We start from the raw sequence: 21611 nt of genomic DNA, 5'->3' as shown, positions 1-21611 counted from the left end.
GCCCGTTTTCGGCGATTACCCTTGCGCAGCCGGGCTTCCTGCTCCGAAAGGCACGGAGGGTGGACGGGTTGGCCGGTAAGCCGGGTTTTGTACACCGGATCCGTTACCGGAAAGGGTGCGGCAATCATCCATCTAGGACCGCCGTTGCCGGCGGCCTCAAGCGGCCTACCCGGACACATCGGGCGGGCAGCCCTCAAACGTGTCCTGTATGGCCTTGCTCCGGGTGGGGTTTACCTAGCCGTCCCGGTCACCCGGGACGCTGGTGGTCTCTTACACCGCCTTTTCACCCTTACCTGCAGACCTGCAAAACAGGCCGCGGGCGGTTTGTTTTCTGTGGCACTGGCCTGCGGGTTTCCCCGAGTGGGCGTTACCCACCACCCTGCCCTGCGGAGCCCGGACTTTCCTCGGCGGCAGCGGTACCCGTAAAGGCAGCCGCGCCAACGCGATTGCCTGGCCAACCCGTCCACGGTCAACTCTACCGTCCCGAAGCGGCTACCCCGGACAGGGGCGCGTGCGCTCACTCGCGTACCATTAACCGGTGCTTATTCTGCTGCCGCCCTCCGAAGGAAAAACGCCCCCCGAAGCGGGGCCTGCCCTTGACCTGTCCCGGCTGCGCTTTCCAGTGTTGTCCGAGCCCCGGAGCCAGGTACTGAAAGCCCTGGCGGAAACCAGCCGCTCCGAAGACGCCCTTGCCGTCCTCGGCGTCGGAGCCACCCTTGCCGCCGAGGTGCAGCGCAACACGGTCCTTGACAGCGAACCTTGCGCTCCCGCCCACCGGGTGTACACCGGCGTGCTCTATGACGCCCTTGGCTACGACTCTCTTTCCGAGGAAGGCCGGCGTCGGGCTGATGAGGCTGTCCTGGTCATGTCCGCACTGTGGGGAGCCATTGGCTTTGCCGATCCCATCCCTGCCTACCGTCTCTCGATGTCCGCCCGGCTCCCGGATACCGGACGGCTGGCGGCGTTCTGGAAGCAGCACCTGAGCGGGGTACTGGGCGGATATGCAGCCGACTCACTGGTGGTGGACTGCCGCTCCAGCACCTACGCCGCAGCCTGGACACCGGCTCCGGAAAACACGGCAGCAGTAAACGTGTTCCAGATCCGCGACGGGAAACGCAAGGTGGTTTCCCACTTCGCCAAGCACACTCGCGGCGAGCTGGCCCGCCACCTGCTGCTGCGAGGGGGAACCGAGCCGGCCACCCCGGAGCAGCTGCTGCAGGCAGCACAGGAAAAGTGGGAGGCCGAGCTGGTGGCTCCCGCCGGGCGGAAGCCCTACCAGCTCAACATCATTCTTCCGGAACAGCCCTAACCGGCAACCAGCTCCACTTCGAAGCCCTCTTCGTTCTCCAAATAGGCGGCATAGTGTTCCGCCCCGCCGGCGTGCGGGTGGCGGTCAGCGAACAGCAGGGTCCAGCCGTGGCTTGCGGCGCGCCTGGCCAGGAGCTCGACGTCGGCCTCCGAGCCCGCGCTGAAGGCCAGATGGTTCAACCCGGCCCGGCGGCGGGAGTACGGAACGGGCTCGACGTCGGAGCCCGATTCCAGGACGATATAGCCCTCTGCGCCCTGCCAGCTGGCGCCGGTGGACCAGGTGTCCCTGCGGACGTAGCCGAGGCGTTCCAGCAGCCAGCCCAGGGACTTTTCGGCTGCAGGAAAGTCGTTGACCCAGATCTCGGTGTGGTGCAGGCGTCCAGTAGGAGACGACGCCGCCGACGGCGCAGGAGCCGGAACCGGCGTCGCCGGTGCCTCTGACAATGTCTGTGTCTGTGTCTGTGTCTGTGCGGCGCCCCGCGGCTTCCAGGGTACCCCCGCCGTCCCGGCGTCCATGGCCTCGTTGGAGAGCCTGTCCGCGTCCTTGTTCAGTTCGCGGGGAATCCACTCGTATTTCACCCGCCGCGGATTGACCACGGACCGGGCTTTGGCGGCGAGCTTCTGCATGTCCGCGTGCTTGATTTTCCAGCGCCCGCTCATCTGCTCCACTACGAGCTTTGAATCCATCTTGGCCAGGATCCAGCAGTCGGGGTCAATCTCGTGGGCCAGTTCCAGCGCGGCAATCAGACCGGAATACTCGGCGACGTTGTTGGATACCTTGCCAACGTAGGCGGCTTTCTCGGCCAGGATCTCCCCGGTCCCTGGGTCGCGGACGAGGGCTCCGTAGCCGGCAATGCCGGGATTGCCGCGGGAGCCTCCGTCGGCCTCGACAATCAGGGTGCGCCGGGTCCCCGCGGCGGGTTCCCGGACGGTGTCCTTTTCCCCGCCGGAAGCAGGCTCCGGGTCAAACAGTGTCACTTCCTAGCTGCCCCACTCATTGGAGCGAACGAGGATGCAGCCGGAATCGGGGCAGTACACAATCTCGTCATCGGCTGCCTTGCGGATGTCCGCCAGGTCGCCCGGGCTCAGCTGCATCCCGGAACCCTCGGAGGTGCCGTGGAACAGCCGTGCGGCGCCGATGCCGTGCTTGGACAGCGTCTTTTCGTAGGCAGCAAGCAGTGCCGGGTCAAAGCTGGACGCGAGCTCTTCGCGGCGTGCCTCGGTATCGGCCTGCTCAGCCCCGATGACTGACAGTTCGGCGTCGCGCTTTTCCTCGAGCTCCCGTCGCTTCCCGTGCAGGGTTTCCAGCTCTGCCGCGGCTTCGGACTGCCGTGTCCGGGCTGTTTCGAGGCGCTCCATGACTTCGAGTTCAACGTCTTCCAGATCCGAGCGGCGACGCTGCAGCGAGACAATCTCGGCCTGCAGGGCGGTGAGCTCCTTCGAGCCGACCTTGCCGCTGTCCAGATGCTGCTGGTCCCGCGTCATGCGGGCCACCACGGAGGCAACATCGGCTTCCGCGCGGGCGAGCTCGCGTTCGACGTCGGCTACCTCTGTGCCCGCGCTCACGCGTGCGCTCTCGGCGGCGGCAACGGCGTCGGCAAGTGAGGCGATTTCAGGATTGTTGCTTATGGTGCGGGCCTGGTTGCGCAGGGCCTTGATCCTGCTGTCCAGGGCCTGCAGATCCAGCAGCCTCAGCTGCTCCGCGGGCGATGCTTTTGCCACCGATTACCTCCGTGTATATCCGGACCTACCTGGCCCGGCACTCCTAAGCCTATGCCACGCAGCCGCATCACTTCAGTCCGGGAGTCAGGACAAAGTCCCAGGGATCGGTGTTCACCCCGCTGACGCGCACGTCAGCGACGAACCCCTGGTCCGTCAGGACGTTCTCCAGTGCCCCGGCGGCCGGGGTCAGCCACAGCCATTCGCTCCCGAAGTGGGAGACATCAATGAGGTAGGGGCGCCCGTTTCCGGTGAGTGCACGTTCACGCAGTTCCGACGCCGGATGGTGGCGCAGATCGGCCGTGACGTAGACGTCGGCACGCTGGGCACGCACTGCGTCGAAGAGGCTGTCGCCGGCACCGCCGCACACTGCGACGCGCCGCACCAGCCCGTGCGGGTCTCCTGCCACCCGCACGCCGCCGGCGACCGCGGGAAGAATGCCGAACACCCGCTCGGCGAAGTCCGCCAGGCTCATCACGTCGGGAAGCTCGCCCACCCGGCCGATTCCCTCCTCGGGCAGTCCCTCCGGTGCCGGTACCAGCGGAGCCACATCGCGCAGGCCAAAGGCGTCCGCAAGGACGTCGGAAACACCGCCGACCGCGCTGTCCCCATTGGTGTGCACGGTCAGCAGCGCGCATCCACCTTCTATCAGGCGGTGCACGGCGTCACCCTTGAACGTGGTGGCCGCGACGGAGGTCACCGGCTTCAGCAGCAGGGGGTGGTGGGTGATCAGCAGGTCCGCACCCCAGTCCAGGGCTTCGTCTATAACCTCGCTGGTGGGATCCACGGCGAACAGGATCCGCCGGACCTCACGGTCGGCCCGTCCGGCAACCAGGCCGGGGGCGTCCCAGTTCTCGGCCAGGGATTCGGGCCACAGCTCCTCCGCGGCCAGCAGCACATCCCCCAGCGTGGGTATGCTCCCGCTGCCGGCCTCTGCCGGCTGGATATCTTGATCGGCGGTATCCGCGCCGGCCCGCTCGTTGGGGTGATCCGCTTCCATAGGTTTAGTTCTACCCCGATGCGCGGGCGGTGCTCAATTCCGCCGCACCCGCGGTGATGGACTGCACACCGCGGAATCCCGCTCCCGGGATTCGGGAATCAATACGCCGCGCACCGCATTGTTAAAGGCATGAAGACGTACGTACTCGGCGGAGGCTGCTTTTGGTGCCTCGACGCCCTCTACCGCAAGGTCCGCGGAGTCACCGATGTGGTTTCCGGCTATACCGGCGGTTCAATCCCCGACCCCGACTATGACAGTGTCTGCACCGGCACCACCGGCCATGCTGAAGTGGTGGCCGTAACCTTTGATGAAGAGGTAGTGCCCGGAGAGGTGCTTCTGGATATGTTCTTCTCCCAGCACGATCCCACCACGCTGAACCGGCAGGGATACGACGTGGGCACGCAGTACCGCTCATCCATGTTCTACCGTGATGAGGACCAGCGCGGGGAATTCGAGTCCGCGCTGGAGCGGGCACGCGGTAACTGGAAGGATCCGATCGTCACCGAGATCACTCCCCTGCCGAGGTTTTACCCGGCGGAGGATATCCATCAGGACTTTTATGCCAAGCGTCCGGGCACCGGGTACTGCCAGGTCATTATCAATCCGAAGCTGGCCAAGGCCCGCAAGTATTACTCCGAATGGCTTCAGGACTAAGGGCTCCACAGGCCGCCGATAGGCTTGGACGGGCAGATGTCCGTCCGGCATTTCGAAGAACGTTTGAGGAACAGAGGAAAACATGGCTCGTATATATGACGATGTAACCCAGCTTGTGGGCGGAACCCCGCTGGTCCGGTTGAACCGGCTCGCGGCCGGGCTGCCCGCCCAGGTGGCAGTGAAGCTGGAGTTCTACAACCCGGCCAACAGCGTCAAGGACCGGATCGGTGTGGCGATTGTTGACGCCGCCGAGAAGGCCGGCGCCCTGAAGCCGGGCGGAACCATCGTGGAGGGCACCTCGGGCAACACGGGTATCGCTCTGGCCATGGTGGGCGCTGCCCGCGGCTACAAGGTGATCCTGACCATGCCCGAGACCATGTCCACCGAGCGCCGCGTTATGCTCCGTGCCTACGGCGCCGAGATTGTCCTGACCCCCGGTGCCGAAGGCATGCGCGGTGCGGTGGAGAAGGCCAAGGAGATTGTTGCCACCACTGACAACGCCATCTGGGCCCAGCAGTTCGCCAACGAAGCCAACCCGGCGATGCACCGGGCCACCACTGCCGAGGAAATCTGGGCAGACACCGACGGCCAGGTGGACATCTTCGTCGCCGGCATCGGCACCGGCGGGACCGTTACCGGCGTCGGACAGGTGCTGAAGGAACGCAAGCCGGGCGTGCAGATTGTTGCCGTGGAGCCCAAGGACTCCCCCATCCTCAACGGCGGCTCCCCCGGGCCGCACAAGATCCAGGGCATCGGCGCGAACTTTGTCCCTGAGATTCTGGACACCACCATTTACGACGAGGTTTTCGACGCCTCCATTGAAGACTCCGTTGCCACCGCCCGCGCACTGGGCACCCAGGAAGGCATCCTCGGCGGCATTTCCTCCGGTGCCATCGTCTGGGCCGCCCTGGAACTGGCCAAGAGGGAAGAGAACGCCGGTAAGCTGATTGTCGCCACGGTCTGCGACTTCGGCGAACGCTACATCTCCACCGTGCTGTACGACGACATCCGCGGCTAGAGCATGTCCGCCCCGACGGGGCACTGAAAAACCGAGCAGAAAGTTCTCTGTGAGTCTGTTAGCCCGACTGCGCGAAGACCTCGACGCCGCCGCATCCCATGATCCGGCGGCACGGGGCTCGCTCGAAAACCTCGTTGTCTATTCCGGCCTGCATGCCATTTGGATGCACCGGCTGACACACCGCATGTGGTCCCGTCCGGGCCTGCAGTTCCCCGCCCGTGTCCTCTCGCAGATCACCCGCTTCGCCACCGGCATCGAAATCCATCCCGGTGCCACCATCGGCCGGCGGTTCTTTATCGACCACGGCATGGGAGTGGTAATCGGCGAAACCGCCGAAATCGGTGACGATGTCATGCTTTACCACGGCGTCACCCTCGGAGGACGCTCACTGGCGAAGGTCAAGCGGCATCCGACGATCTGTGACGGCGTCACCGTGGGCGCCGGCGCCAAGATCCTGGGGCCGGTAACCATCGGGGCCCGCAGTGCCGTGGGAGCCAACGCCGTGGTGGTCAAGGACGCTCCTGCGGATTCGATTATCACCGGCATTCCCGCTAAATGGCGGCACCGGGACACCAAGATGACGCAACCCGCGGTGGATCCGGCCGAATACGTGGATCCTGCGATCTACATCTAGCCGGGTTCCCGGCTGTGCCGGTCCCTCCCGGACACTCAGGACAAAGCAAAGGCCCGCAGCAGATGCTGCGGGCCTTTCCTTTGTAACCTGCCTAGTGCGTGTCCACTGCCTCTACTTCGGCGCGGTCCTCGCCCCACATGGTGTGGAAGGTGCCCTCGGCATCCACGCGGTGGTAGGTGTGCGCACCGAAGAGGTCGCGCAGTCCCTGGGTCAGGGCCGCGGGAAGACGCTTGCGGCGCAGGCCGTCGTAGTAGGCCAGCGAGGAGGAGAACACCGGTACGGGGATGCCCAGCTGCACGGCCACGGAGACCACCCGGCGCCAGGCCGGAACGGCGGCGGCAATGGATTCGGCGAAGGCCGGCGCGAACAGCAGGTTGGCAGGGGCTGCGCCGTCTGCGTAGGCCTTCATGATGTCATCCAGCAGTTCTGCGCGGATGATGCAGCCGGCCCGCCACAGCGAGGCGATTTCATCGAGCTTCAGGTCCCAGCCGTACTCCTTCGCGGCTGCGCCCAGCATGTCGATGCCCTGCGCGTAGCTGACCAGCTTGGACGCGTAGAGGGCCTGCCGGACGTCCTCCACGAACGTCTCGGGCAGCTCGACGGCGGTTTCCTCGCCCTTGAGCGTTTCCTGCGCAATCCCGCGCTGGCCGCGCTGGGAGGACAGTGCGCGGGCGAAAACGGACTCGGCGATGGCGGAGACCGGCGAACCGAGGTCCAGGCCGGAAACGACCGTCCAGCGGCCGGTGCCCTTCTGCCCTGCAGAGTCCACAACCACGTCCACGAACGGCTTGCCCGTCTTCGCGTCCACATGGCCCAGGACCTCGGCCGTGATCTCGATCAGGAAGGAGCTGAGCTGGCCGGTGTTCCACTCGGTGAAGATCTGCGCTTGTTCGGCTGGTTCGATGCCTGCGGCCGAACGCAGCAGGTCATAGGCCTCTCCGATAACCTGCATGTCGGCGTATTCAATGCCGTTGTGCACCATTTTGACGAAGTGTCCGGCGCCGTCGGTGCCGATCCAGGTGCAGCAGGGCTCGCCGTCGTACTTTGCTGCGATTTTCTCCAGCATGGGCCCCAGGGAGTCGTAGGACTCGCGGGAGCCGCCGGGCATGATGGACGGGCCCAGGAGTGCGCCCTCCTCGCCGCCGGACACGCCCACACCCACGAAGTGGAGGTCCTTTTCCGCCAGCGCGGCTTCGCGGCGGCGGGTGTCCTCATAGTGTGAGTTGCCGGCATCGATCACAATGTCGCCGGGTTCCAGCAGCGGCACCAGCTGGTCGATCACCGAGTCCACGGGTGCGCCGGCCTTCACCATGATCAGGACGCGGCGGGGCTTTTCCAGCGAGTCGACCAGTTCCTGCAGCGACTCGGTGCGGATGAAGTTTCCTTCATCGCCGTGCGCGGAAAGCAGGGCATCGGTTTTCCGGACGGATCGGTTGTGCAGGGCCACCGTGTAACCGTTGCGGGCAAGGTTGCGGGCAAGGTTTGCGCCCATGACGGCAAGGCCGGTTACACCAATTTGTGCACTCAAGTTCTCTCCAAGGATCTTTGGGGTGCCCCAGCGGGCACGGGCCGGCGCGGGCTCATCGCGCCGCGTTTCAGGCTCCAGCCTATGCTTCCGGGCCGCCTCGCCGCCACACGGCGCCGGATCAGCTGCCGCCGGTATACCCGTTGACGGTGGATGCCACACTCTCGACGACGTCGATGCCGTCAGCCAGGGTGGGGTTGCGTGCGCTCAGCACAACAATGCTGTAGTCATTCCCGCCGGCCCGTATGAAGCCGGCGCTGCCCACGTTCCACGCGGCCTCGTCATCCTGCAGCCAGCCGTTCTTCAGGCCAATCTGCGCGTCGGGGGCGCCCACTCCGGCCGTGATGCCCCATGACTGCTCCGGGCAGACGTTTTCCATTAGCGCGACGCCGAACGCGAGGAGGTCCGGGTCCAGCCAGTCGGCGCCTTCGGCCACGGTCCGGGAAATGCGCAGCTGGTCCTCGGCAGTGGTCTCACTGGCGCCCCACATTTCGCCCGCTTCAGTGGCCTCCACCCCGATGAGTTCGTAGGTGTGCTGCAGCTCGGGCCTGCCGCCCAGGCCGTCATACAGCGCGCTGGTCGCCTCGTTGTCGCTGTACTCGATCATCAGCGTGGCCAGGTTTACTTCCTCGGCGGTGAGGTCCCGCCCTTCCGCAGTGGCCTGGCGGATCAGGGTCAGCAGGATCGGCACCTTCACCAGGCTCGCCTCGAGGTAGCGCTGCTGTGCGTTGTACTGCCAGGATTCCCCCGAGGCGTTGTCCCGGACCGCCACGGAGAACTCGGCGTCAGTGCCGGCGGCCAGAAGGTCCAGAGCCGCAGCTACCGGGCCGGCGGGCTGCCCTGTACCGTTTTCCGCCGCTCCCGGGCCTCCGTCGGACGGGACCGCCGCGGGCGCGTCCGCTTCGGGCAGGCCCGCCGTCGTTGCTCCCGAACAGCCCGCTGCAGCAAGAAGCAAAAATGCCGCTGCTGCCGCGCAGGTACGCTTCCTCCACCCGGATCCGTTGATCCTCACTCTCACCGTCCTGTCCCGGTTCCTCTCGTTGTGTCTGTCCTTTTCGGGGCGTACCCCCATTCGTAGCAGCGGACTTAAACGAAAACGGCCGCCGTTGCCTTCCGCATCTGCGGAAGGCAACGGCGGCCTATCTGTGGGTCCTACCGGGATCGAACCGATGACATCCACGGTGTAAACGTGGCGCTCTACCAGCTGAGCTAAAGACCCTCATCGTGCTGCCGTACCGCCCGCACAATCCGGACCGGCCCTGCATCACGAGGAACTACATTACCCCAGGGAAGCGCCCCGTACCTAATCGGCACTATCCGGGGTACCGGCTGCGGCTTCTGCGGCGGAAGCCGGAAGGTCCGGCAGATGCCTGACGAGCCAGGTCAGCGCCGTACTGACTCCCATGTCGATCTTCAGGGTTGCCAGCGGATCCCCGCGGGTGGCGCCCCGGTTAATAATGACCACCGGCTTGCCCGCCTTGACCGCATAGCGGACAAACCGGAGTCCGCTCATGACGGTCAGTGAGGACCCGGCAACCAGCAGTGCGCCGGCTGCGTCCACCATGGCAAACGCCCTGGCCACGCGGTCCTTGGGTACGTTCTCTCCGAAATAGACAAAATCCGGCTTGAGCATGCCTCCGCAGACCGGACAGTCGGCCACGACAAAATCGTCTGTGTCAGCGATCTCGGCATCGGCATCCGGGGCAATCTCCCCGCCCTCGCGTACGCGGTCCAGGTATCCCGGATTCAGGTCCTGGAGCAGGTGCGCAACCTCTTCGCGGGAAAAGCCGGTGCGGCAGTCCAGGCAGATCACCCGGTCGTAGCGCCCGTGCAGGTCAATGATGTTGATACTGCCCGCATCGCTGTGCAAACGGTCGACATTCTGGGTAATCACGCCCGAGAGAAGTCCCCGGCGCTCCAGGGCGGCCACCGCTTCATGTCCGGGATTGGGCTCGGCATGACGCAGATGATGCCAGCCAACATGGTTGCGTGCCCAGTACCGCCGCCGAAGGTCGGCATCGCCAACGAACTGCTGGTAGGTCATGGGATTCCGGGGCGGGGCATCCGGCCCCCGGTAATCCGGTATCCCTGAATCGGTGCTGAGGCCCGCACCCGTGAGGAGGGCGATCCGGCGGCCGCCGAGAAGCCCTGCAGCCCGGCGGAGGAGCCGCACCTCTTCCTCAGTGGGTTCGGGGACCTGTTCCAGTGCGCCGCCGCTGGCGAAGCCTGTCAGGCCGAGCCCCGGACGCTGCCCGGTTTCACTCATAGTTCCTCCAAGGCCGAACGGTACTGCTCCAGCGGACGCGGCAGGCCGGGGTCCGAGCGGATACAGCCGCGCAGGACCCCGGCGCCGTCGATAAGGAAACTTGCGCGGGCGGCCTGCCCCTGCCGGTCGTCAAAAACACCGTAGGCCCGTGAGGTGTGGCCGTGGGGCCAAAAATCCGACAACAGGTCGAAAGTGAACCCTTCGTGGTCTGCCCAGGCCCGCAAGGTGTATTTGGAATCACACGACACTGCCAGCAGGCGCACCCCTGCGTCGGTGAACATTGCCCGTTCGCGCTCCAGTTCCGCTAGCTCTCCCCGGCATACCGGAGAGAAGGCGAAGGGAAAAAAGACAAGGGCAACACCGGACCCGCGCAGGCCTGACAGTCGGACTGCTTCACCGAACTGGTTCGGCAGGCAGAAGTCGGGTACCGCAGTACCCGCCGCCGGCAGGTCTGCGAACAGCGTCACTTCTTGCGTCGGCTGACCAGTCGGGTGGCTGTCCAGTCATCGCATACGCCCGGCGATGTGGTGACGTGCAGTCCCGCGGTGGGGGCTGCTTCCTCAATGTCCGCCGGGGGCACGTACCCGTCCCGGCCGGATTTGGGCGTCAGGACCCAGACAACACCGCCGTCGTCGAGCGTGGTCAGGGAATCGACCAGTGCATCCACGAGATCACCGTCATCGGCCCGCCACCAGAGGATGACCCCGTCTACTACGTCGTGGTCTTCTTCGGTGAGCAGTTCACCTCCGATGAGGTCCTCAAGGTCGTCGCGGAAGTCAAAGTCCACGTCGTCGTCGTAGCCGAATTCCTGAACCAGGTCCCCGTCCTTGAAACCCAATCTGCTCGCCACGTTATCCTCGGTGACGGCCTCGGCCTCGCTCACTTCACTCCTCCTGGTTGACTGCATAAATACAAGGGAATCACACATTTGCCCGATCCGCGCGGTCCCGGACCCAACGAAACACCTTTTACCGGCAGGCATCAAGGCCCCGCGGCTTGTCCGCCTTTAGCGATGCCTCCGGGTGCAGGCTACGCAACAGAGCCAACCCGGGACTACAGTGGAGGAAAAGCAGATTTGGGCGCCCTGGCGCGCATCCGTGCGCAAGCGAAGATCCGGCGGACACCGGCTGGATCCCACTGAAGAATCTGGCAGACACAATCTGTACTTAAGAGAGGTTGGCCGTGGCCGCAGAAGACACAACGGACATCCTGAGCGGGTTAACCAACCAGCTTCCGGACCGTGATCCTGAGGAAACCGCAGAATGGATCGAGTCGCTTGACGAACTCATCCGCTCGCAGGGCACCGAACGCGCGCAGTACATTATGCGTTCGCTGCTGCAGCGTGCCGGTTCCCAGAGCGTGGGCGTCCCGATGGTAACCACCACGGACTACGTCAATACGATCCCCGTGGACCAGGAACCCGAGTTCCCCGGCGACGAGGAAATTGAACGGCGTTACCGCGCCTGGCTGCGTTGGAACGCGGCCATCATGGTGCACCGGGCGCAGCGCCCGGGAATCGGCGTCGGCGGGCACATTTCGACTTACGCCGGTGCCGCGACCCTGTACGAAGTGGGCATGAACCACTTCTTCCGGGGCAAGGACCACCCGGGCGGCGGAGACCAGATTTATTTCCAGGGTCACGCCTCCCCCGGTATGTACGCCCGCGCCTTCCTCGAGGGGCGGCTCAGCGAAGAGGACATGGACGGCTTCCGCCAGGAGAAATCCCGCGAAGGCCACGCCCTGTCCTCCTATCCGCACCCGCGCAGCATGCCTGATTTCTGGGAGTTCCCCACCGTGTCCATGGGCATCGGGCCCATGAACGCGATCTACCAGGCGCAGTCCAACCGCTACCTGGAGAACCGGGGCATCAAGGACACCTCGGACCAGCATGTCTGGGCCTTCCTGGGCGACGGCGAAATGGACGAGCCCGAATCGCGCGGCCTGCTCCAGCTGGCCGCCAACGACAAGCTCGACAACCTGACGTTTGTGGTCAACTGCAACCTGCAGCGCCTCGACGGTCCCGTCCGCGGCAACGGCAAGATCATGCAGGAACTGGAAGCCTTCTTCCGCGGCGCCGGCTGGAACGTCATCAAGGTTGTCTGGGGCCGCGAGTGGGATGACCTGCTGCAGCGGGACAAGGACGGCTCGCTGGTGGACATCATGAATGCCACCCCCGATGGCGACTACCAGACCTACAAGGCCGAGTCCGGCGGGTTTGTGCGCGAACACTTCTTCGGCAAGAGCCCGGAGACCAAGGAACTCGTAGCCAACCTGACCGACGAGGAGATCTGGAACCTCAAGCGTGGCGGGCACGACTACCGCAAGGTGTACGCCGCCTACAAGGCCGCCATGGAATTCAAGGGTGCCCCCACGGTCATCCTGGCGCACACGGTCAAGGGCTACGGCCTGGGTACGCACTTCGAGGGACGCAACGCGACCCACCAGATGAAGAAGCTGACCCTGGATGACCTCAAGGCCTTCCGCGACCACCTGCGCATCCCGATCAGCGACGAGCAGCTCGAAGCCGATCCGTACCAGCCGCCGTACTACAACCCGGGTGCAGACGCTCCGGAGATCAAGTACATGCTGGAGCGCCGCCGCGAGCTCGGCGGCAACGTGCCCGAGCGCCGGGTTCAGCACGAACCGGTACACCTGCCGGACGAGAAGGCCTACGAAGTAGCCAACCGGGGCTCCGGCAAGCAGCTGGCAGCCACCACCATGGCCTTTGTCCGCCTCCTCAAGGACCTGATGCGGGACAAGGAATTCGGCAAGCGGATTGTGCCGATCATCCCCGACGAGGCCCGGACCTTCGGCATGGACTCCTTCTTCCCGACGGCGAAGATCTACAACCCCAAGGGCCAGAACTACCTGTCCGTGGACCGGGACCTCGTCCTGGCCTACAAGGAGTCCCCGCAGGGCCAGATTGTTCACGTAGGCATCAACGAGGCCGGCTCCATTGCAGCGTTCACGGCCGCGGGCACCTCCTACGCCACGCACGGTGAGCCGCTGATCCCGGTCTACGTGTTCTACTCGATGTTCGGGTTCCAGCGCACGGCTGACTACATCTGGGCGGCCACCGACCAGATGGCACGCGGCTTCCTGATCTCGGCCACGGCCGGTCGCACCACGCTGACCGGTGAAGGCCTGCAGCATGCCGACGGCCATTCGCCGATCCTGGCCTCCACCAACCCCGCGGTGAAGACCTACGATCCGGCGTACGGTTACGAGATCGGGCACATTGTGCGCCACGGGCTGGAGGAGATGTACGGACCGGATTCGAAGGATCCGAACGTCATCTACAACCTGATGGTCTACAACGAGCCCATCCAGCAGCCCAAGGCCCCCGAGGACCTTGACGTTGAAGGCATCATCAAGGGCATCTACCTGCTCGCCCCGGCGAAGATCGACGGGCCGCGCACGCAGCTGCTGGCCTCCGGCGTCGCCGTGCCGTGGGCACTGGAGGCGCAGAAGCTGCTCGCCGAGGACTGGGGTGTTTCGGCCGATGTCTGGTCCGTGACGTCCTGGAACGAGCTTCGCCGCGACGGCCTGGCCGCCGAGGAGGAAGCGTTCCTGAACCCGGGTTCGGAACCGCGCGTGCCGTTCGTGACCCAGCAGCTGGCCGGGGCCACCGGTCCCATCGTGGCGTCCACGGACTACATGAAGGCCGTGCCGGACCAGATCCGCCAGTTCCTGCCGAACGAGTTCGCCAGCCTCGGCGCTGATGACTTCGGTTTCGCTGACACCCGTGCCGCAGCACGCCGGTACTTCAAGATCGACAGCCACTCGATGGTGGTGCGGGCACTTGAGATGCTTGCCCGCCGCGGCGAGGTCGACGCCAATGCCCCCAAGGAGGCCATTGAGAAGTACCGCCTGCTGGACGTCAACGCCGGTACTAGCGGTAACGCCGGGGGCGACGCTTAACCGGCATCTGCTTCGCAACCACGGACGCCGGTGTTGGTACCGAACAGGTCCGTGACACCGGCTCCAAACAGGGGAACCGCCGCACACGCGGCGGTTCCTCTGCGTTTAAGCCGTGATCCCCTGCCTCGCCGCCCCTCACCTGGCAACTAGCGAACTTGTAGCCTTCGCACAAAATGGCCGATCATCGGCGCAGGCCGTAAGCTCGCCTGTATGCCAGTGAGTTCCAGTAAGCCAGCCGCCTCCGCTCAGCGGCCGGCGGCAGACGCCACCACGGTGGACCGCCTCAAAGCCAATATCGGCAGGTTGTCCACTGCCACCTTGCAGCAGCTTGATATTTCGCTGCCCTGGTATCGGGGCCTGCGCCCGGACGAGCGGTCAGCACTGGGCATGGTGGCGCAAAAAGGCATCGCCTCCTTTGTCAACTGGTACCAGCGCCCGGCCTCGCCGGCCTGGGTGCTGAGCGATGTCTTCGGCACTGCGCCCACGGAACTGACCCGCTCCATCAGCCTGCAGAAGGCCCTGCAGCTGATCCGGGTGGTGGTCCAGGTGGTGGAGGACCGCGTGCCGGAGCTCGCTGCCAACGAAGTGCAGGCCTCGCTCCGTGAAGCAGTGTTGCGCTATTCCCGGGAAGTCGCTTTTGCCGCTGCCGACGTTTACGCCCGTGCGGCTGAAACCCGCGGCGCCTGGGACACCCGCCTGGAGGCACTGGTGGTGGACGCGATCCTGCGGGGCGAGAGTTCGGATGCCCTGCGCTCCCGGATCGCCGCGGTGGGGTGGACCTCGACGGCGCCGGTAACCGTAATGGTGGGCGGCTCCCCTGCCGAAGCCAACGCCTCCTTCGTCAACGAACTGCGCCGCGCCACGGGGCGGCTGGCCGAGGACACCCTGGTGGGCATCCAAGGTGAACGGCTGATCCTGGTGCTGGGCGGTCTGGAGGACAAATCCTTCTCCTACACCCGGCTGTCCGAACTGTTCGGTCCGGGACCGGTGGTCTACGGACCACCCGCAGCATCGCTCGTGGAAGCCGGGCCCTCCGCGCAGGCAGCCTTTGCCGGGCTTACGGCTGCGCGTGCCTGGCCCGCGGCTCCGCGTCCCGTTGCTGCCGACGATCTCTGGCCCGAACGGGTGATGTCCGGCGACGACACGGCACGCCAGGCACTGGTGGAAAGCATCTACCGGCCCCTTCTGGGCGCATCCAACGGACTTGCCGAAACACTCGGCGCCTACCTCTCACTTGGCCACTCCCTCGAGGCCACCGCCCGGGAACTCTTTGTCCATGCCAACACCGTGCGGTACCGGCTCCGGCGCGTCTGCGACGTCACCGGATGGGATCCGATGCTGCCGCGTGAGGCCTTCGTGCTGCAGACGGCCCTGGTTGTCGGGCGCCTGGCGCCAGCGGGCAAAGCGGCACCGGAAAAGCCTCCGGCACGCCTCTAAACCCTGCCCGGAGCCCTACCGGAGCTTGTAGACTTCCTACAAGCCCGCCCCGGGAGCTTGGTTTACCCAAACACCCGATCCCGCCCCCTATGTTTGGAAAGCTGTATACGTGCTTGCAATTGTCTGCCCCGGCCAGGGGTCCCAAACGCCAGGATTCCTCGCACCGTGGCTGGAACTGCCCGGCGTAAGGGATCACCTCACCGCGCTCAGCGACGTCGTCGGGCTGGACCTGATTGCCCACGGCACCGTTTCCGATGAGGAAACCATTAAGGACACCGCCGTGGCGCAGCCGCTTATCGTGGCGGCCGGACTAATGGCGGGCCGGCTGCTGCTGGACCCTTCTGCCCTCACCTCGGCCACCGTCCTTGCCGGGCACTCCGTCGGTGAGATCACCGCATCCGCCATTGCCGGAGCCCTGCCGGAAAAGGATGCCCTGGTGTTCGTCAGGGAGCGGGCCAATGCCATGGCCCGGGCGGCGGCCGTGGAACCCACCGGCATGAGCGCCGTCCTGGGCGGCGACCCGGATGATGTTGCTGCCGCGCTCGAAGCAGCGGGCCTCACCGCGGCCAACGCCAACGGCGGCGGCCAGGTGGTAGCGGCCGGAACCCACAACCAGCTCGAAGTGCTCACCGCTGCCCCGCCGGCCAAGGCAAGGGTCATCCCGCTGAAGGTCGCCGGCGCCTTCCACACATCACACATGGCCCCCGCAGTGACTGTCCTTGAAGCCCTGCGTCCGTCCCTGTCCCCCCAGGACCCCCTGCCGACCCTGCTCTCGAACCGCGACGGTGCCGCCGTGGTCTCCGGTGAAGCAAACCTCGACAGCCTGATAGCCCAGGTATCCCGGCCCGTACGCTGGGACCTCTGCATGGAAAACATGGTTGCCATGGGCGTAACCGGCATCCTGGAACTGCCGCCGGCCGGAACCCTTACGGGACTGGCCCGCCGCGGCATGAAGGGTGTGCCGACCCTGGCCCTGAAATCCCCCGAAGACCTACCAGCTGCCCGTGAGTTCATCCTTGAACACTCAGGCACGGCAGCTACAACCGGAGAAGGTAACGCGTGAGCACGCCCACCCTGAAGCAGTCCCCCGTCAACGAGTTCAGCCGCATTCACGGCATCGGCGCGTTCCGCCCCGACGTCATTGTCAGCAACGACGATGTGTGCCAGTGGATTGAATCCTCCGACGAATGGATCCGCCAGCGCACCGGCATCATCACCCGGCACCGTGCCGACAAGGGCACGTCGGTGATCGACATGGCCGAAGCAGCCGGCCGCGAAGCCCTGGAAAACGCCGGTATTGACGGCTCGCAGCTGGGCGCCGTCATTGTTTCCACCGTGACCCACCCCTACGCCACCCCCTCCGCCGCCACGCAGATCACCGAACGGCTCGGAGCCACCCCCGCCCCGGCCTACGACGTCTCGGCCGCCTGCGCCGGATACTGCTACGGCATTGCCCAGGCAGACGCTCTGGTGCGCTCCGGCGCCGCCAACTACGTACTGGTCATCGGTGTCGAAAAGCTCTCTGACATCATCGACAACACCGAGCGCACCATTTCGTTCCTGCTGGGCGACGGCGCCGGCGCCGTCGTCGTTGGCCCCTCAGACACACCCGGCATCGCGCCCTCGGTCTGGGGATCCGACGGCAGTAAGTCCGGGGCGATCGGCATGACCCACTCCATGCTGGACGTCCGTGAACTCTCACTTGCTGCAGAGTCCGAGGGCGGCGTCAGCGCTGCGGAGCTGCGCGAAACCAAGCTCTGGCCCACCCTGCGCCAGGACGGCCAGACCGTCTTCCGCTGGGCAGTCTGGGAAATGGCCAAGGCGGCCCAGCAGGCTCTTGATGCCGCCGGCATTACCGCCGAGGACCTGTCCGCGTTTGTACCGCACCAGGCGAACATGCGCATCATCGACGAAATGGCCAAGCAGCTCAAGCTGCCCGAGTCGGTCGTCATCGCCCGCGACATCGCCGACGCCGGAAACACCTCCGCAGCGTCCATCCCGCTGGCCACCTACCGGCTGCTGAAGGAACACCCTGAACTGAGCGGCAAGCTTTCGCTGCAGATCGGTTTTGGTGCCGGCCTCGTGTTCGGCGCCCAGGTAGTGGTCCTCCCCTAGCTGCACCATCCGCCGTTGCTGCCCCGGCAGGAACGGCCCCACTAACCACACCGCTTCGGCGGCTGGAAACCCGGACCGGTCACATACCGGCACAACAAGAAAAGGAGCCAACATGGCTAGCAACGAAGAAATCCTGGCCGGCCTCGCCGAGATCGTCAACGAAGAGACCGGCCTGGCCCCCGAGGCCGTCGAGCTGGATAAGTCCTTCACCGATGACCTGGACATCGACTCCATTTCCATGATGACCATCGTGGTCAACGCTGAGGAGAAGTTCGGCGTGCGCATCCCTGACGAAGAGGTCAAGAACCTGAAGACCGTCGGCGACGCCGTGGACTTCATCTCCAACGCCCAGGCCTAACCTCCGGCGGCCGCTGCCACGCGGCGGCCGCCCGGCACCGCCGGTACCCCGGCACCCCAACAGCAACTGTTTCAAGAGAGTGAATCATGGCCCGCAAAGTAGTCATCACAGGCCTTGGCGCGACCACGCCCATCGGCGGGGACGTCCCCACGATGTGGAAGAACGCACTGCAGGGCGTCTCCGGCGCCCGGACGCTGGAAGACGAATGGGTGGAGAAATACTCCCTGCCCGTCACCTTCGCCGCGCGGGTCACCACTCCCGCCACTGAGGTCCTCTCCCGGGTTGAAGCCAAGCGCATGGACCCGTCCACCCAGTTCGCCGTCGTCGCCGCCCGCGAAGCGTGGGCCGACTCGGGACTGGAGGATGTAGACCAGGACCGGCTCGCCGTCACCTTCGCCACCGGCATCGGCGGTGTCTGGACCCTGCTCGATGCGTGGGACACCCTGCGTGAGAAGGGTCCGCGGCGTGTGCTGCCCATGACCGTTCCCATGCTGATGCCCAACGGTCCCGCCGCTGCCGTCTCCCTGGATCTGGGCGCCCGTGCCGGCGCACATACCCCCGTTTCCGCCTGCGCCTCCGGCACCGAGGCCCTCCATCAGGGCCTGGAACTGATCCGCTCAGGCAAGGCCGACATTGTCGTCGCCGGCGGTGCCGAGGCCTGCATCCACCCGATGCCGATGGCTTCCTTCGCCTCCATGCAGGCGCTGTCCAAACGCAACGATGATCCGCAGCATGCCTCGCGGCCTTATGACCGGGACCGTGACGGCTTTGTCATGGGCGAAGGCGCCGGCGCCCTGGTGCTGGAGAGCGAAGAGCACGCCATCGCCCGCGGTGCGCGCATCTACGCCGAACTGGCCGGCACCGCGGTGACCGCCGATGCCTACCACATCACCGCACCGGATCCGGAAGGACTGGGCGCCACCCGGGCCCTGAAGGCCGCACTCTTCGATGCCCGTGCCCAGGCCGAGGACGTAGTCCACGTCAACGCGCACGCCACGTCCACCCCGGTGGGCGACAAGCCCGAGTACACCGCTCTGAAGGCCGCCCTCGGCAGCGCCCTGGACGGCGTGGCGGTCTCCGCGACCAAGTCCCAGATGGGCCACCTGCTGGGTGCCTCGGGTGCCGTGGAAGCGGTCCTGACCGCACTGGCCGTGTACGAGCGCCAGGCCCCGGTCACGATCAACCTGGACAACCAGGACCCGGAAATCCCGCTGGACGTGGTGACTGCCGAACGCAAACTGCGCGACGGTGACATTGTTGCGCTGAGCAATTCCTTCGGCTTCGGCGGCCACAATGCCGTAGCAGTGCTCCGCAACCACTGATAAGGGCGTGCCGGTTACTGACCGGCAGACAGAACCAAAAGGAACAGGCATCCGCTTCCCTCACCGGGAAGCGGATGCCTGTTCCTTTTGCTATGGAAGGTCTACGGGCGCCGGAACGCCCGGTCCGTCAGGTTCGTCAGGTTCGTTAGCCGACCTGGTGCAGCCAGCGCACCGGAGCGCCGTCGGCAGCATGACGGAACGGTTCCAGTTCCTCGTCCCAGGCTTCGCCGAGGGCCAGGGAGAGCTCGTGGTAGACCGCCGAGGGGTCTCCGGCACCGTTCTCGTAGGCGTAGCGGATGCGGTCCTCGGAAACCATGATGTTGCCGTGGACATCGGTGGCGGCGTGGAAGATCCCCAGTTCGGGGGTGTGTGCCCAGCGGCTTCCGTCGGCGCCCGGACTCTGGTCCTCGGTCACTTCATAGCGGAGGTGCGCCCAGCCGCGCAGGGCGGAAGCCAGGAGGGAGCCGGTCCCCTGCGGCCCGGACCATGCGATCTCGGCGCGGACCATTCCGGGCGCGGCGGGCTGAGGGGTCCACTGTAGATCCGTTCGCTTTTCAACGACGGATCCAATGGCCCACTCAATATGAGGGCACAACGCGGAAGGGGCAGAGTGCACAAAGAGTACTCCGCGCGCCATCACAACAGACATTCCATCCTCCATAGCTGTAGGTACGTCTTCCCCAACGACCTGCTGCATGGACGAATAACCGGTCCGCGTGCCCGCTGTCCATCATTGTGCCGCATGTTATCGGAATGCGCCAATGAGCCGCACGTACCGCAAGTGTCCTATGGGTCCTAGGCCCGCGGATGTGCCTGGCTGTAGCTTTGCCGCAGCCGGTCCACGGAGACATGCGTGTATAGCTGTGTGGTTGCCAGCGAGGAATGGCCCAGGATTTCCTGCACTGCGCGCAGGTCCGCGCCACCGTCCAGGAGATGTGTGGCCGCCGAGTGGCGCAGTGCATGCGGACCCGTGGCGGAGGTGTCCGGCAGGGCCGCCAGCAGTTCGGCGACGACGCCGCGGACCTGCCGCTGGTCCACCCGGCGTCCGCGCTTCCCGAGGAACAAGGCCGGACCGCTTTCGGGAACGGCCAGTGCCGGGCGTCCCCGGCGCAGCCAATCGTCCACGGCAAGGGCAGCCGGCAGACCGTAGGGCACCGTGCGCTCCTTGTTGCCTTTGCCCAGGACCCGCAGTGTCCTGCGATCGGGGTCCAGGTCATCGATGTCCAGGCCGGACAGCTCGCCGACCCGGACTCCGGTGGCGTAGAGCAGTTCCACCATGGCCCGGTCCCTGAGGGCAACAGGCTCCCCTTCGGCAGCCGCTGCCTGCATGGTCTTGAACAGGTCCTCCAGCTGGCCGCTCCGCAGCACGCCGGGAAGGGTTTTTTCCTTCTTTGGCGCCCGAAGCCGCAGCGCCGGATTCTCGCTGATCAGTTCTTCGCGCAGCGCCCAGTTGGCAAAGCTGCGGGCCGTGGCTGCCCGCCGGGCCAGGGTGGAACGTGCCTGGCCGCTGCTGCTCAGTTCCCCCAGCCATCCACGCAGAACACTCAGGTCCAAATCCTTGAGCGCAACAATCCCTGACCCCAGCGCGAAGTCCAGAAGCTGGGTGACGTCCGATTCATAGGCCCGGACCGTGTGTTCGGACCGCCCCCGTTCCGACGTCAGGTACCGGCAGAAGCCCTCAAGCGCTGACCGGAATTCTGCCGGCCACGGCACGGTGTCTGCGGTTCCCTTGGTTCTCACCCCTTTACTGTTCTCTTATTGCCCCCTTCCTTCAAGCAGGCACGCGGTCCTGAGGGGAAGTCCTAGGCAGGCACTTTGTCCGTGTGACTGCAGGATCGTCGGAGTGCCTCGGTGCCGGGTGACTGTTCGAGCTCCAGAAGATACTGTTTCGCTTCCAGCCCGCCGGAATATCCCGTCAGTGCTCCCCGGGAACCGACAACTCTGTGCGTCGGTACAACGATGTTGAGCGGATTACGGGACAACGCCGCCCCTACGCTGCGTGCCTTGGCTGCATCTCCCAAGCCCAGTGCCAGCGATTTATAAGTGGCGGTTGAGCCGTAGGTAATGCTTCCCACCCGCTCCCAGACGCTGCGCTGGAAGTCAGTGCCCCTGGGAGCAACGCGCACTGTGAAGCAGCATCGCCTGCCGTCGAAGTACTCCGCCAGTTGCCGCTCCACGTCTTCAAAGCCCTGCTCAGCTGCCAGGCCGTAGGGTGTACCCGCTCCGGTCAGTTCAGTCGGCGGGCCCAGCCTCAACGCGGAGAGGACACCGTCGGTTGCGACGAGGCTAAGCACCCCGACGGGCGAAGTAATGATCTTGTGAGTCATCATGATG

21 protein-coding genes, 1 tRNA gene and 1 other RNA gene are annotated in these 21611 nt (G+C 65.5%); 10 read left to right on the top strand and 13 right to left on the bottom strand.

Annotation, left to right across the window (positions count from 1 at the left end):
- Window positions 1-60: 60 nt before the first annotated feature.
- An RNA gene (gene rnpB, locus QWJ37_RS07175) (RNase P RNA component class A) lies at window positions 61-462 on the bottom strand.
- A gap of 76 nt (window positions 463-538) precedes the next feature.
- On the opposite strand from rnpB, the gene QWJ37_RS07170 reads away from it, so the two are divergent.
- The gene (locus QWJ37_RS07170; protein ID WP_290244915.1) at window positions 539-1309 is read left to right on the top strand and encodes a peroxide stress protein YaaA; all 771 of its coding nucleotides are present in this window, start codon (window positions 539-541) and stop codon (window positions 1307-1309) included.
- On the opposite strand, the gene QWJ37_RS07165 is transcribed toward QWJ37_RS07170, so the two are convergent.
- The 3 genes from QWJ37_RS07165 to QWJ37_RS07155 all read right to left on the bottom strand — a co-directional run bounded on the left by QWJ37_RS07165 (window position 1306) and on the right by QWJ37_RS07155 (window position 4027).
- Window positions 1306-2286: a reverse transcriptase-like protein gene (locus QWJ37_RS07165; protein ID WP_356881624.1), complete on the bottom strand. Its 981-nt coding sequence runs from the start codon at window positions 2284-2286 to the stop codon at window positions 1306-1308. The two genes, QWJ37_RS07170 and QWJ37_RS07165, sit on opposite strands and share 4 nt — an antisense overlap.
- 3 nt (window positions 2287-2289) lie before the next feature.
- Complete coding sequence (locus QWJ37_RS07160; RefSeq protein ID WP_290244914.1) at window positions 2290-3030, bottom strand: C4-type zinc ribbon domain-containing protein; 741 nt, start codon at window positions 3028-3030, stop codon at window positions 2290-2292.
- 67 nt (window positions 3031-3097) lie between these two features.
- The gene (locus tag QWJ37_RS07155) at window positions 3098-4027 is read right to left on the bottom strand and encodes a Nif3-like dinuclear metal center hexameric protein (protein ID WP_227901514.1); all 930 of its coding nucleotides are present in this window, start codon (window positions 4025-4027) and stop codon (window positions 3098-3100) included.
- A 129-nt stretch (window positions 4028-4156) separates the two neighbouring features.
- Here QWJ37_RS07155 and msrA point away from each other — a divergent pair, with 129 nt between their 5' ends.
- From msrA to epsC, 3 genes are all read left to right on the top strand, one after another.
- Entirely contained in the window at window positions 4157-4681 is a 525-nt protein-coding gene (gene msrA, locus QWJ37_RS07150; RefSeq protein ID WP_290244913.1) for a peptide-methionine (S)-S-oxide reductase MsrA, read from the top strand.
- 82 nt (window positions 4682-4763) lie between these two features.
- A complete protein-coding gene (gene cysK / locus QWJ37_RS07145; RefSeq protein WP_227901512.1) occupies window positions 4764-5699 on the top strand; it encodes a cysteine synthase A in 936 nt (311 codons plus the stop codon).
- 49 nt (window positions 5700-5748) lie between these two features.
- On the top strand, window positions 5749-6333 hold the full coding sequence (gene epsC, locus QWJ37_RS07140; RefSeq protein WP_227901511.1) for a serine O-acetyltransferase EpsC: 585 nt from the start codon (window positions 5749-5751) through the stop codon (window positions 6331-6333).
- 91 nt (window positions 6334-6424) lie between these two features.
- On the opposite strand, the gene gndA is transcribed toward epsC, so the two are convergent.
- The 6 genes from gndA to QWJ37_RS07110 form a co-directional block, all read right to left on the bottom strand.
- Entirely contained in the window at window positions 6425-7861 is a 1437-nt protein-coding gene (gndA, locus tag QWJ37_RS07135; protein ID WP_290244912.1) for an NADP-dependent phosphogluconate dehydrogenase, read from the bottom strand.
- Window positions 7862-7979: 118 nt separating this feature from the next.
- Entirely contained in the window at window positions 7980-8870 is an 891-nt protein-coding gene (locus QWJ37_RS07130; protein ID WP_290244911.1) for a serine hydrolase, read from the bottom strand.
- A 134-nt stretch (window positions 8871-9004) separates the two neighbouring features.
- Window positions 9005-9077: transfer RNA gene (locus QWJ37_RS07125), tRNA-Val, on the bottom strand.
- 84 nt (window positions 9078-9161) lie between these two features.
- Entirely contained in the window at window positions 9162-10124 is a 963-nt protein-coding gene (locus QWJ37_RS07120; RefSeq protein ID WP_227901508.1) for an NAD-dependent protein deacetylase, read from the bottom strand.
- Complete coding sequence (locus QWJ37_RS07115) at window positions 10121-10591, bottom strand: peroxiredoxin (protein ID WP_227901507.1); 471 nt, start codon at window positions 10589-10591, stop codon at window positions 10121-10123. The genes QWJ37_RS07120 and QWJ37_RS07115 overlap by 4 nt, the downstream gene beginning before the upstream one ends.
- Window positions 10588-11007: a DUF3052 domain-containing protein gene (locus QWJ37_RS07110; RefSeq protein WP_227901506.1), complete on the bottom strand. Its 420-nt coding sequence runs from the start codon at window positions 11005-11007 to the stop codon at window positions 10588-10590. Before QWJ37_RS07110 ends, QWJ37_RS07115 begins: the two co-directional genes overlap by 4 nt.
- Window positions 11008-11306: 299 nt before the next feature.
- On the opposite strand from QWJ37_RS07110, the gene aceE reads away from it, so the two are divergent.
- The 6 genes from aceE (at window position 11307) to fabF (ending at window position 19277) form a co-directional block, all read left to right on the top strand.
- A complete protein-coding gene (gene aceE, locus QWJ37_RS07105) occupies window positions 11307-14045 on the top strand; it encodes a pyruvate dehydrogenase (acetyl-transferring), homodimeric type (protein ID WP_227901505.1) in 2739 nt (912 codons plus the stop codon).
- 210 nt (window positions 14046-14255) lie between these two features.
- Window positions 14256-15482, top strand: a complete 1227-nt coding sequence (locus tag QWJ37_RS07100) for a helix-turn-helix domain-containing protein (protein WP_227901504.1) — start codon at window positions 14256-14258, stop codon at window positions 15480-15482.
- A gap of 109 nt (window positions 15483-15591) precedes the next feature.
- Window positions 15592-16545, top strand: coding sequence for an ACP S-malonyltransferase (locus tag QWJ37_RS07095; RefSeq protein WP_227901503.1), 954 nt, complete (start codon window positions 15592-15594; stop codon window positions 16543-16545).
- Complete coding sequence (locus tag QWJ37_RS07090) at window positions 16542-17597, top strand: beta-ketoacyl-ACP synthase III (protein ID WP_290244910.1); 1056 nt, start codon at window positions 16542-16544, stop codon at window positions 17595-17597. The genes QWJ37_RS07095 and QWJ37_RS07090 overlap by 4 nt, the downstream gene beginning before the upstream one ends.
- A gap of 112 nt (window positions 17598-17709) precedes the next feature.
- Entirely contained in the window at window positions 17710-17955 is a 246-nt protein-coding gene (locus QWJ37_RS07085) for an acyl carrier protein (protein ID WP_055240832.1), read from the top strand.
- Window positions 17956-18041: 86 nt separating this feature from the next.
- On the top strand, window positions 18042-19277 hold the full coding sequence (fabF, locus tag QWJ37_RS07080) for a beta-ketoacyl-ACP synthase II (protein ID WP_227901501.1): 1236 nt from the start codon (window positions 18042-18044) through the stop codon (window positions 19275-19277).
- A 145-nt stretch (window positions 19278-19422) separates the two neighbouring features.
- On the opposite strand, the gene QWJ37_RS07075 is transcribed toward fabF, so the two are convergent.
- The 3 genes from QWJ37_RS07075 to QWJ37_RS07065 all read right to left on the bottom strand — a co-directional run bounded on the left by QWJ37_RS07075 (window position 19423) and on the right by QWJ37_RS07065 (window position 21607).
- Complete coding sequence (locus QWJ37_RS07075; protein ID WP_227901500.1) at window positions 19423-19926, bottom strand: DUF3145 domain-containing protein; 504 nt, start codon at window positions 19924-19926, stop codon at window positions 19423-19425.
- 146 nt (window positions 19927-20072) lie between these two features.
- Entirely contained in the window at window positions 20073-21017 is a 945-nt protein-coding gene (locus tag QWJ37_RS07070; protein ID WP_290244909.1) for a tyrosine recombinase XerC, read from the bottom strand.
- Between the two features lie 62 nt (window positions 21018-21079).
- Entirely contained in the window at window positions 21080-21607 is a 528-nt protein-coding gene (locus QWJ37_RS07065; protein WP_290244908.1) for a methylated-DNA--[protein]-cysteine S-methyltransferase, read from the bottom strand.
- Window positions 21608-21611 lie beyond the last annotated feature (4 nt).

Source organism: Arthrobacter sp. YD2 (assembly GCF_030410475.1).
Taxonomy (GTDB): Bacteria; Actinomycetota; Actinomycetes; order Actinomycetales; family Micrococcaceae; genus Arthrobacter_B; species Arthrobacter_B zhangbolii.
The sequence above is the reverse complement of the archived record's forward strand: the minus strand, read 5'-3'. Positions and strand labels throughout refer to the sequence as shown.